Below are 11,414 nucleotides of genomic sequence, written 5' to 3' on the forward strand. Positions count from 1 at the left end.
GATGTATACCCAGGCCATGTCGGTCGGTCCGCAGGACGCGCCGAGCAAGAAGATCAAGACGGCGGAAGAGCTGCAGCAGGAGCAGGCCTTCGAGGCCCGCATCGATGCGGGCGATTTCATCGAAGCCAAGGACTGGATGCCCGAGCATTACCGCAAGACGCTCGTGCGCCAGATCTCGCAGCATGCGCATTCGGAGATCGTCGGCATGCTGCCCGAGGGCAACTGGATCACCCGCGCGCCGACCCTGAAGCGCAAGGCCATCCTCTTGGCCAAGGTGCAGGACGAGGCCGGCCATGGCCTCTACCTGTACTCGGCCGCCGAGACCCTGGGCACCAGCCGCGACCAGATGCTGGACGCCTTGCACAGCGGCAAGGCCAAGTACAGCTCGATCTTCAACTACCCGACCCTGACCTGGGCCGATATCGGCGTGATTGGCTGGCTGGTCGACGGCGCGGCCATCATGAACCAGGTGCCGCTGTGCCGCTGCTCCTATGCGCCCTATGCGCGGGCGATGATCCGCGTCTGCCGCGAGGAGAGCTTCCACCAGCGCCAGGGCTACGAGAGCCTGCTGGTGATGATGCGCGAGGGCACGCCGGAGCAGAAGGCCATGGTGCAGGACGCGGTCAACCGCTGGTGGTGGCCCTCGCTGATGATGTTCGGCCCGGCCGACAAGGATTCGCCAAACTCCGAGCAGTCGATCCGCTGGGGCATCAAGCGCGTCACCAACGACCAGCTGCGCCAGAAGTTCGTCGACGCGACCGTGCCGCAGGCCGAAATTCTCGGCGTCAGCTTGCCCGACCCCGATTTGAAATGGAACGCCGAGCGCGGCGAGCACGACTTCGGCGCGATCGACTGGGCCGAGTTCTGGCGCGTCGTCAACGGCGACGGCCCGATGAACCGCGAGCGCCTGGGCGCGCGCGTCAAGGCCTGGGAAGACGGCGCCTGGGTGCGCGAGGCCGCGCTGGCCCACGCGCGCAAGCAAGCAACGAAGGAACAAGCAGCATGAGCAGCACGACGACTCAGAACGAATGGCCGCTGTGGGAGGTCTTCGTCCGCAACAAGGCGGGCCTGGACCACAAGCATTGCGGCAGCCTGCACGCGGCCGACGCGAAGATGGCGATCCAGCTGGCGCGCGATGTCTACACGCGCCGCCAGGAAGGCGTCAGCATCTGGGTCGTGCCCAGCACCCAGATCGTCGCCAGTGACCCGGGCGAGAAGGGCATGTACTTCGATCCGATGGAGGACAAGGTCTACCGCCACCCGACCTTCTACGAGCTGCCCGACGCGCTCAACCACATGTAATCGGTCCCGGCGATGAGCATCCAATCAATCAAGGTGGGCGCCAGCCCCGAAGTCCAGTACCTGCTGCGCGTCGGCGACAGCTGCCTGGTGCTGGCGCAGCGTATCTCCGAATGGTGCGGTCACGGACCCATCCTCGAGGAGGATCTGGCGCTGTCGAATATGGCGCTGGACCTGCTCGGCCAGGCCCGCGCGCTGCTGACGCATGCGGCCAAGCTTGACGGCCAGGGCCATGACGAGGACCAGCTCGCCTTTCTGCGTGACGAGCGCCAGTACCTGAACCCGGTCGTGATGGAGCTGCCGCGCGGCGACTTCGCCTTCACGCAGCTGCGCAATTTCGCGGTCGCGAGCTGGCTCTTGCTGCTGTGGCGCCGGCTCGAGCAGTCCTCCGACGCCGAAGTCGCGGCGATCGCCGGCAAGGCGGTCAAGGAAGCGGCTTACCACCAGCAGCACGCGGCCGACTGGGTCGTGCGCCTGGGCGACGGCAGCGAGGAATCGGCCACGCGCATGAAGGCGGCGCTGGCGACGCTGTGGCCCTATTTCAACGAGCTGTTCGAGGTCGATGCCGTCGATGCGGCGGCCGCCGAACGGGGCCTGGGCCCGGCCTGGGTGGAGCTGAAGGACGACTGGCGTGCCGCCTTCGCCGAGGTGCTGCGCGAGGCGGGTCTGGAATGCCCCAAGGACAGCGCCTTCCAGACGCATGGCCGCAAGGGCATCCACAGCGAGCATATGGGCCATATGCTGGCGACGCTGCAGTATCTGCAGCGCGCCTATCCGGGAGGCCGCTGGTGAGCAGCAGCCTGCCGATGGCCAACACCTGCGGGCGGCTGGAAGCCGCCTGGGAGGTGCTGCGCCAGATCCCCGACCCCGAGGTGCCGGTGATCACGCTGGCCGAGCTGGGCATCGTGCGCGATCTGCGCGAGACCGCCGGCGGGCTGGAGGTCGTGCTGACGCCGACCTATTCCGGCTGCCCGGCCACCGAGCTGATCCAGGACGATGTGCGCAAGGCCCTGGCCGCCTTCGGCGAGGTCGAGATCACCTTGCAGCGTGCGCCGGCCTGGACCACCGACTGGATCAGCGACGAGGGCCGGCGCAAGCTGAAGGACTACGGCATCGCGCCGCCCGGGCCGGTGGCATCGGGCGCTGGCCAGCCGATCCGCCTGGTCCACCGCGCGTCCCTGAGCAAGCTCGCCTGCCCGCGCTGCGGCTCCGATAACACCGAGAAGCTGTCCGCCTTCGGCTCGACCGCCTGCAAGGCGCTTTATCGCTGCATGGCCTGCCGCGAACCCTTTGAATATTTCAAACCGCTATGAGCCTGCATTTCCATCCCTTGAGGGTCCGCGAAGTCCGGCCCGACACCGAGGAGGCCGTGCTGGTCAGCTTCGAGGTGCCGCCCGAGCTGGCCGAGACCTTTGCGTTCAAGCCGGGGCAATACCTGACCCTGCGCAACGAGGTCAACGGCGAGGACCTGCGCCGCTCCTACTCGATCTGCGCCGGCATCGACGACGGCCATCTGCAGGTCGGCGTGCGCCGGGTCGAGGGCGGCCGCTTCTCCAGCTGGCTCAATAGCGAGCTGCGCGCCGGCGATGTGATCCAGGTCTATCCGCCGCAGGGGCGCTTTCATGTGCCGCCGACGCGTGAACGCAGCCGCCACTACGTCGGCATCGCCGGTGGCTCCGGCATCACGCCCATCCTGTCCATCATGAAGACGGTGCTGGCCCACGAGCCGGCCAGCCGCTTCACCCTGATCTACGCCAACCGGCGCCAGGCCTCGACGATGTTCAAGGAAGAGATCGAGGATCTGAAGAACCGCTACCTGACGCGGCTCTCGCTGCACCATGTGTTCTCGCGCGAGGCGGTCGATGCGCCGCTGCTGGCGGGGCGCCTGGACAAGGCCAAGCTGGCCGAGTTCCTGCGCACCCTGGTGCCGGCCTCGGGCATCGACCAGGCCTTCATCTGCGGTCCCTACGAGATGAACGAACAGGCGGAAGCCGCGCTGCTCGAGGCCGGCGTGCCCGAGAACCGCGTCCACGTCGAGCGCTTCGGCACGCCCGAGATGCAGACCGGCAAGCCAGCGCCGCACGAGATCCGCCCCGAGGACGCCGAGAGCGCCAGGATCCTGGTGATCCGCGACGGCATCAGCCGCGAGATCGAGTTCGCCAAGACCGACCCGAGCATCCTCGACGCGGCCGCCCGCGCCGGCATGGACGTGCCCTTCTCCTGCAAGAGCGGCGTCTGCTCGACCTGCCGCTGCAAGGTGCTGGAAGGCGAGGTTCGCATGGACAAGAATTTCGCGCTGGACAAGAACGAGGTCGCCGCCGGCTTTATCCTCAGCTGCCAGGCCCATGCGCTGACCCCGCGCGTGGTGATCTCCTTCGACGAACGCTGAAACAAGAACACGATGGCCAGAGGACGCGCCCCAGGATTCGAAGCCACCCGCGAGGAGATCCTCGCCGCGGCGGCCCGGCTGTTTGCCAACAAGGGCTACCCGGGCACCTCGATGAACGAGGTGGCCGAGGCCTGCGAGGTGAGCAAGCCCACGCTCTATCACTATGTGCGCGACAAGCACGAGCTGCTGATGCAGATCTGCGAGAGCCATGTGCAGCGCCTGGCGCAGCTGGTCGACGAGGTGCGGGCGCAAGGCCTGGCCCCCGAGCCGCATCTGCGCGCCTTGATCGCGCGCTTCGTGCAGGAGTATGGCGAGGCGCAGAATCAGCACCGCGTGCTGACCGAGGACGTGAAGTTCCTGGATCAGGCCGACCGCGCGCGGCTGCTGCAGGTCGAGCGCAAGGTGGTGTCGGCATTTGCCGACGCGGTGGCCGCGGTGCGCCCGGAGCTGCAGGGCGTGCGCCTGCACAAGCCGCTGACCATGCTCTTGTTTGGCATGATCAACTGGACCTTCACCTGGCTCAGGCCCGACGGCGAGCTGAGCTACGAGGACGTCGCGCCGATGGTGGCCGATCTGTTCTTTGGTGGATTGGGCGCGGTGCAGGCCCCGGCCGTGCCGGTCGAATGAGTGGGTGAGCGCTCGACCGCTTGATTGATCGATTGACTGACTGACGAACGACAACTGTTGGAGACAAAGAGAATGAACAAGCAGATCAAGAAACTGGCCGTCCTGGCCGTCCTGGCCGCCGCCGCGCTGGCGCTGCCGGCGCAGGCCGATATCAATGTCGGCGTGACCGTCTCGGCCACCGGCCCGGCCGCCTCGCTGGGCATTCCGGAGAAGAACACCTTCGGCCTGATGCCGACGACGATCGCCGGCCAGAAGATCAACTACATCGTGCTCGACGACGCCTCGGACACGACCTCGGCCGTCGCCAACACCCGCAAGCTGATCAGCGAGCACAAGGTCGACGTCGTGATCGGCTCCACCGTCACGCCGAACTCGCTGGCGATGATCGACGCGGTGGCCGAGGCCAGCACGCCGATGATCTCGATGGCCGCCTCGGCGCGCATCGTCGAGCCGGTCGACGCGAAGAAGAAGTGGGTCTTCAAGACGCCGCAGAACGACATCATGATGGCCCTGGCCATAGTCACCCACATGGCCTCGCAGGGCGTCAAGACGGCCGGCTACATCGGCTTCGCCGACGCCTATGGCGAGGGCTGGTACCAGGAGTTCGCCAAGATCGCCGCTGTCAAGGGCATCCAGATCGTCGCCAACGAGCGCTATGCGCGCAACGACACCTCGGTGACCGGCCAGGTGCTCAAGCTGATGGCGGCCAAGCCCGATGCGGTGCTGGTCGGCGGCTCCGGCACGCCGGCCGTGCTGCCGCAGAAGACCTTGAAGGAGCGCGGCTACACCGGCAAGTACTACCAGACCCATGGCGTCGCCAACAACGACTTCCTGCGCGTCGGCGGCAAGGACGTCGAGGGCACCTTCCTGCCCTCGGGCCCGGTGCTGGTCGCCGCCCAACTGCCGGCCGACCACCCGGTTAAGAAGAGCGCCAACGACTACATCGCCAAGTACGAGGCTGCGCATGGCAAGGGCTCGGTCAGCACCTTTGGCGGCCATGCCTGGGATGCCGGCCTGCTGCTGCAGGCGGCCGTGCCGGCCGCGCTGAAGAAGGCGCAGCCGGGCACGCCGGCCTTCCGCGCCGCGCTGCGCGATGCGCTGGAAGCGGTCAAGGAAATGCCGGGTGCGCACGGCGTGTTCAATATGTCGGCCAACGACCACCTCGGCCTGGACCAGCGCGCCCGCGTGATGGTCAAGATCGAGAACGGCACTTGGAAATACCAACCCTAATCTGACGGGCACTGGGCTACTGCGCGAGCCGATCCTGGGCGCGTGGTGCTCGCCGTACGAGAGTACGGCTGCGCGCCTCGCACCCAGCCTCGGCCCGCTCGCGACGCCCCTTGCCCGCCAGATTCCCTAGTCAAGACCATTTAGTGAGCCTTGCGATGAGCAGCAGCACCCCCATCCTCCAAAGCCTGATCGCCGACCGCTGGGTCGGCGGCACCGCCGCCCGCGCGCTGCTGAGCGCCGTCAATGGCCGCGAGGTGGCCCTGACCCATGCCGAGGAGATCGACTTCGGCGAGAGCCTGTCCTTTGCGCGGGGCCAAGCCTTGCCGGCCCTGCTCAAGCTCGACTTCCAGCAGCGCGCCGCGACGCTGAAGGCGCTGGCCGCCTATCTGATGGAGCGCAAAGAACAGCTGTACGCGATCTCGGCCCATACCGGCGGCACCCGCGCCGACAACTGGATCGATATCGAGGGCGGCATCGGCACCTTGTTCGCCTACGCGAGCACCGGCCGGCGCGAGCTGCCATCCAGCAATATCGTCCACGAGGGCCCGGCCGTGTCGTTGGGCCGCGAGGGCAGCTTCATCGGCTCGCATGTGCTGGTGCCCAAGCGCGGCGTTGCCGTGCACATCAATGCCTTCAATTTCCCGATGTGGGGCATGCTGGAGAAGTTCGCGCCGAGCTTCCTGGCCGGCATGCCCTGCATCGTCAAGCCGGCCACCGCCACCAGCTATGTGGCCGAGGCCTGCGTGCGCCTGATCCAGGACTCGGGCCTGCTGCCGGCCGGCAGCCTGCAGCTGGTGATCGGCGGCAGCGGCGATCTGCTCGACCGGCTGGAGGAGACCGATGTCGTCACCTTTACCGGCTCGGCCGACACGGCCGCGATGCTGAAGGTCAACAAGAACCTCATCCGCCGCGGCATTCCCTTCAATGCCGAGGCCGACAGCCTCAACTGCGCGATCCTGGCGCCGGACGTGACGCCGGACGATCCGGAGTTCGACCTCTTCGTGCGCGAGGTCTTCCGCGAGATGAGCGCCAAGACCGGCCAGAAGTGCACGGCGATCCGCCGCGCGATCGTGCCGCGTCAGCATCTCGATGCGGTCGCCGCCAAGCTGCGCGAGCGCCTGGCCAAGATCAAGGCCGGCGACCCCAGCGTCGAGGGCGTCAAGATGGGCGCGCTGGCCTCCAAGGCGCAGCAGGCCGATGTGGCCGAGCGCGTCGCGCTGCTGGCCCAGGGCAATGAAATCGTCTTCGGCGAGCGCGACGGCTTCGCGCCGCTGGGCGAGGGCGTCGCCAACGGCGCCTTCTTCGCGCCGACCCTGCTGCTGTGCCGCGACGCCTTCGCCAACGAGGCGGTCCACGAGCTGGAGGCCTTCGGCCCGGTGTCGACGCTGATGCCTTACGAGGACTTCGATCAGGCCCTGGCCCTGGCCGCCAAGGGCCGCGGCAGCCTGGTCGGCTCGGTGATCACCAAGACCCCGGCGCTGGCGGCCGAGGCCGTCATGCATGCGGGCGCCTTCCACGGCCGCATCCATGTGCTGGACCGCGAGGCGGCCAAGGAGTCGACCGGCCACGGCTCGCCGATGCCGGCGCTCAAACATGGCGGCCCGGGCCGGGCCGGCGGCGGCGAGGAGCTGGGCGGCATCCGCGCGGTCAAGCATTACCTGCAGCGCTGCGCGGTGCAGGGCTCGCCGACGATGGTCACCGCCATCACCGGCGAGTACCAGCGCGGCGCGAAGGTGCAGGAGGATGCGGTCCACCCCTTCCGCAAGCATTTTGAAGAGATCCAGATCGGCGACTCGCTGTTGACGCACCGCCGCACCGTCTCCGAGGCCGACATCGTCAACTTCGGCGGCATCTCGGGCGACTACTTCTATATGCACTTCGACGAGATCGCCGCCAAGGACACGCAGTTCGGCCAGCGCATCGCGCATGGCTACTTCGTGCTCAGCGCCGCGGCCGGCCTGTTCGTCTCGCCGGCGCCGGGGCCGGTGCTGGCCAACTACGGCCTGGACACGCTGCGCTTCGTCAACCCGGTCGCGATCGGCGACACGATTCAGGCGCGCCTGACCTGCAAGCGCCGCATCGACCGCGGCAACCGCCCCGACCAGCCGCCACAGGGCGTCGTCGCCTGGGACGTGCAGGTGATGAACCAGCGCGGCGAGCTGGTGGCCAGCTACGACATCCTGACCCTGGTGGCGAAGCAGGCCGCGCAAACGGCGGCCTGAGCGGGAGACGGTGACCGCCTGCGCGGTGACGCCCTAAAGTTCTCACAGCAATCTGCCGATAGAGCCTGATCCGCCCCTGTGGCATCCGGATCAGGCCCATGTCGATCAAAGAAAAACTGCGCAATCTCTCGATCCAGCCCAAGCTGATCGCCAGCCTGGCCCTGTGCCTCTTGCTGTTCGCGGCCATCTCCGGTGGCGTCAGCGTCTGGCTGATCGGCGATGCGGTGCGCGAGCGTGTCGTCGCCGACGAGTTGCCCAGCGCCGTCGGCTCGATCCGCGCCGATGTGCAGCGCCGACTCAGCGAGCCGCTGACGGCGGCCTTGGGGCTGGCCGCCAACGGCTATGTCCAGCAATGGGAGGCCGCCGGCCTGCCCGACGCCGGGCTCGATGCCTGGAAGGCCTATGCCAGCGCGGTGAAGGCGCAGCAGAAGGCCGCGACGGTGTTCTGGATCTCCAAGAGCACGGGCAAATACCTGGGCGAGAATGGCCTGCAGCGCCAGATCAGCGACAAGGACCAGTGGTTCTACGGCTTCCTCGACAGCGGCAAGCCCTACACGCTGGACATCGACCGCGACGTCTCGCAGGGCAGCTATATGCTGTTCATCAACACGCGGGCCGAGGCCCCCGGGAGCAAGCTGGCCATTGCCGGCGTCGGGCTCTCGATCGACGCCATGGGCAAGGCGATCGCCGACTACCGCATCGCCAAGACCGGCTCCGCCTTTCTGGTGCGCGCCAACGGCACGATCCTGATGCACCGCGATCCGGCCCTGATCGACGGCAAGCATGGCTTGAAGGACCAGCCCGGCATGAACGCCGAGCTGGCCGCCCAGCTGCTGGCAGGCAAGGCCTTCGCCCATGCCAGCTACAAGGCCGAGGACGGCGAGCGCTTCATCGCCTCGGCCCTGATCCCGGAGCTGAACGCCTATGTGATCGCCCAGGTGCCGGCGCAGGAGCTGCTGGGCCCGGTCAACCGCGCCCTGCAGATCGCCACCCTGGTCGCGATCTTGGTCGGCGGTGGCGTGGCGCTGCTGGTGATCCTCGTCATCAGCCGCGCGATCTCGGCGCCGATCCGCCGCGCCGCCGATCTGCTGGCCGACATCGCCGACGGCGAGGGCGACCTGACCCGCCGCATGGCGGTCGAGACCGGCGACGAGGTCGGCCGCCTCGGCGAGGCCTTCAACCGCTTCGTCTCGGCCCAGGCCGAGCTGGTGCGCCAGGTGCGGGCCAGCGCCGAGTCGATCGCGACCGGCTCCTCGCAGATCGCGATCGGCAACACCGACCTGTCGCAGCGCACCGAGGAGCAGGCCAGCAATCTGCAGCAGACGGCCGCCTCGATGGACGAGCTGACGGCCACCGTCCGGCAGAACGCCGACACCGCCCGCTCGGCCGCCCAGATCGCCGCCAGCGCCCGCACGGCCGCCGCCGAGGGCGGCATCGTCGTCGGCCAGGTGGTGGCGACGATGGAGCAGATCAGCGAAGCCTCGCGCAAGATCAACGACATCATCGGCGTGATCGACGGCATCGCGTTTCAGACCAACATCCTGGCGCTCAACGCGGCCGTCGAGGCGGCACGCGCGGGCGAGCAGGGCCGCGGCTTCGCCGTCGTGGCCGGCGAGGTGCGCACCCTGGCCCAGCGCAGCGCCCAGGCCGCCAAGGAGATCAAGGACCTGATCGGCCGCAATGTCGCCACCGTCGAGAGCGGCGCCAAGCAGGTCGGCAGCGCCGGCGCGGCGATGACCGAGATCGTCACCCAGGTGGCCCGCGTCAACGACCTGATGGGCGAGATCAGCACCGCCAGCGTCGAGCAGAGCCAGGGCATCGCCCAGGTCGGCGATGCGGTGACCCAGCTCGACACGGTGACGCAGCAGAACGCTGCCCTGGTCGAGCAAAGCGCCGCCGCGGCCGAGAGCCTCAAGATTCAGGCGGCGCGGCTGAACGAGCTGATGTCGGTGTTCAAGCTGGCCTGATCATCAGCTCGGCATAGCCGGTCGCCGGATCCGGCTCGCGGCTGAGTTGGTGGCCCGGCAGCAAGGCCAGCAGGATCTCGGCCGTCGTGCGCACGCGGCAGCCGGGTGCCACATGGCCGCCCAGGACCTGGCCCGCGGCGTCGGAGACGCTGATGTGCAGATGCGAGCCATTGGCGGCGATGCTGCCGGCCAGGCTCAGCATCTCGAAGTCGGCGTCGCGGTTCAGCAGGGTCTCGGCGCCGGCCAGGCGCAGACGCAGGCGGTCCAGGCTGCCGATGCCCGAGACGACGAAAGCCGCTCCGTGGCCGCTCGCATACACGGCCGCCTCGATCGCCGGCCGCAGTTCGTCACCGGGCCGCAGGCGCAGCGGCAGCAAGAGGTGCGTCGTCATGCAAGAAGCATAGCCGCGAACTTCCCGCCGGGCGCGGCTGCGATCAGGCAAGATAGCCGCATTCCCATCGCGACGGAGCTTGTCATGGCGAGGATGATCCGGCCTTTCTTGATGCTGATGCTGGCCCTGGCGACGCTGCTGGCCGGCGGCTGCGCAGCACTGCAGCCGCGCGATCCACTGACGGTCACGGTGGTCGGCGTGGAATCGCTGCCGGGCGAGGGCCTGGAGCTGCGCATGCTGGTGCGCCTGCGCGTGCAGAACCCGAACGACCAGCCGATCGACTACAACGGCGTGTCGGTCGAGATGACGGTGCAGGGCCGCGGCTTCGCCACCGGCGTCAGCGATGCGGGCGGCACCGTGCCGCGCTTCGGCGAGACGGTGATCGCGGTGCCGGTCAGCGTGTCGGCGCTGCGCATGGCCGGGCAGGTGATGGGCTTCATCAACAGCAGCAGCAGCAGCGAGCGCCGCGGCAGGATCGTCTACGAGATGAACGGCAAGCTGGCCGGCAGCGCCTTCAGCAGCGTCCACTTCAAATCGGCCGGGGAACTCAATCTGCCCACAGCCGGCGCGGCCGCGGCCAGCGACTGAGCGGGCAATCGATCGCTCAGCGCGTCAGGCCGAAGTCGTCCGCCTTGCCGGCCAGATCGGCGCGGCGCGCGCCGGTGAAGCGCTTCGCCCAGTAGGCCTCGCGCATGTCCTCGACGCGCACGGCGCTGCCGGTGCGCGGCGCATGGATGAACTTGCCCTCGCCGACGTAGATGCCCACATGGGAGAAGGTGCGGCGCATCGTGTTGAAGAAGACCAGATCGCCGGGCTTCAGTTCTTCCTTCTTGATAGGCACCAGGCTGGAGAGCTTGGCCTGCTCGTCGGCGCGCCGCGGCAGCACCAGGCCGACGCTGCGCTCGAAGATGTGGCGGGTGAAGCCGCTGCAGTCGAAACCGCTTTCGACCGTGTTGCCGCCGCGCGTGTAGCGCACGCCGAGGAAGTTCATCGCCGACAGCACCAGGCCCGAGGCGGTGTCGCGCATCTGGTCCAGCAGCTTGCTCGATTCACCCTGGGCCTGCGCCAGCACGCCGCGTTCCTGCAGAAAGCGGCTGACCGGATCGGTGGCCGTCGCGGCGGGCAGGGGCGTGGGCGCTGTTTGCAGCGGCACCTGCTGTTGCTGCAGGCTCTGCCCGTAGGCGCCCATCATGATGCCGGCCGGCGGCTGTGCGGGCTGTTGCTGTTGCGCCCGCGCCGTCCCGAACGCAGCGCCCAGCACCAAGCCGACGGCGCAGAGGCTCGTCGAG

The 11,414-nt window shown here is 68.3% G+C and carries 12 protein-coding genes; 10 read left to right on the forward strand and 2 right to left on the reverse strand.

The window, feature by feature from the left end; translation table 11 throughout:
- Position 1: 1 nt before the first annotated feature.
- From paaA to QWJ38_RS06530, 9 genes are all read left to right on the forward strand, one after another.
- Positions 2-1,006, forward strand: a complete 1,005-nt coding sequence (paaA, locus tag QWJ38_RS06490; RefSeq protein WP_290358244.1) for a 1,2-phenylacetyl-CoA epoxidase subunit PaaA — start codon at positions 2-4, stop codon at positions 1,004-1,006.
- Complete coding sequence (gene paaB, locus QWJ38_RS06495) at positions 1,003-1,302, forward strand: 1,2-phenylacetyl-CoA epoxidase subunit PaaB (protein ID WP_290358245.1); 300 nt, start codon at positions 1,003-1,005, stop codon at positions 1,300-1,302. Before paaA ends, paaB begins: the two co-directional genes overlap by 4 nt.
- 12 nt (positions 1,303-1,314) lie before the next feature.
- On the forward strand, positions 1,315-2,091 hold the full coding sequence (paaC, locus tag QWJ38_RS06500; protein ID WP_290358246.1) for a 1,2-phenylacetyl-CoA epoxidase subunit PaaC: 777 nt from the start codon (positions 1,315-1,317) through the stop codon (positions 2,089-2,091).
- A gap of 14 nt (positions 2,092-2,105) precedes the next feature.
- Complete coding sequence (gene paaD, locus QWJ38_RS06505) at positions 2,106-2,612, forward strand: 1,2-phenylacetyl-CoA epoxidase subunit PaaD (RefSeq protein WP_290358964.1); 507 nt, start codon at positions 2,106-2,108, stop codon at positions 2,610-2,612.
- Positions 2,609-3,688 carry a 1,2-phenylacetyl-CoA epoxidase subunit PaaE gene (gene paaE, locus QWJ38_RS06510; protein WP_290358247.1) on the forward strand — a complete coding sequence of 360 codons (1,080 nt, stop codon included), beginning with the start codon at positions 2,609-2,611 and terminating at the stop codon, positions 3,686-3,688. The genes paaD and paaE overlap by 4 nt, the downstream gene beginning before the upstream one ends.
- Before the next feature lie 12 nt (positions 3,689-3,700).
- Positions 3,701-4,315: a TetR/AcrR family transcriptional regulator gene (locus tag QWJ38_RS06515; RefSeq protein ID WP_290358248.1), complete on the forward strand. Its 615-nt coding sequence runs from the start codon at positions 3,701-3,703 to the stop codon at positions 4,313-4,315.
- 72 nt (positions 4,316-4,387) lie between these two features.
- Positions 4,388-5,545, forward strand: a complete 1,158-nt coding sequence (locus QWJ38_RS06520) for an ABC transporter substrate-binding protein (protein WP_290358249.1) — start codon at positions 4,388-4,390, stop codon at positions 5,543-5,545.
- 155 nt (positions 5,546-5,700) lie between these two features.
- Positions 5,701-7,767, forward strand: coding sequence for a phenylacetic acid degradation bifunctional protein PaaZ (gene paaZ, locus QWJ38_RS06525; RefSeq protein ID WP_290358250.1), 2,067 nt, complete (start codon positions 5,701-5,703; stop codon positions 7,765-7,767).
- Between the two features lie 98 nt (positions 7,768-7,865).
- Positions 7,866-9,734 (forward strand): methyl-accepting chemotaxis protein, encoded by a 1,869-nt coding sequence (locus QWJ38_RS06530; RefSeq protein ID WP_290358251.1) that lies wholly within the window; start codon positions 7,866-7,868, stop codon positions 9,732-9,734.
- Here the strand turns inward: QWJ38_RS06530 and QWJ38_RS06535 are convergent.
- Positions 9,721-10,125, reverse strand: a complete 405-nt coding sequence (locus QWJ38_RS06535) for a PPC domain-containing DNA-binding protein (RefSeq protein WP_290358252.1) — start codon at positions 10,123-10,125, stop codon at positions 9,721-9,723. The genes QWJ38_RS06530 and QWJ38_RS06535 overlap by 14 nt on opposite strands.
- Before the next feature lie 84 nt (positions 10,126-10,209).
- Here QWJ38_RS06535 and QWJ38_RS06540 point away from each other — a divergent pair, with 84 nt between their 5' ends.
- Positions 10,210-10,713 (forward strand): LEA/WHy family protein, encoded by a 504-nt coding sequence (locus QWJ38_RS06540; RefSeq protein WP_290358253.1) that lies wholly within the window; start codon positions 10,210-10,212, stop codon positions 10,711-10,713.
- A 16-nt stretch (positions 10,714-10,729) separates the two neighbouring features.
- Here the strand turns inward: QWJ38_RS06540 and QWJ38_RS06545 are convergent, their stop codons facing one another.
- Positions 10,730-11,314, reverse strand: a complete 585-nt coding sequence (locus QWJ38_RS06545; protein ID WP_434063959.1) for a C40 family peptidase — start codon at positions 11,312-11,314, stop codon at positions 10,730-10,732.
- Positions 11,315-11,414 lie beyond the last annotated feature (100 nt).

Source organism: Roseateles violae, assembly GCF_030410485.1.
GTDB classification, from domain to species: domain Bacteria; phylum Pseudomonadota; class Gammaproteobacteria; order Burkholderiales; family Burkholderiaceae_C; genus Roseateles_D; species Roseateles_D violae.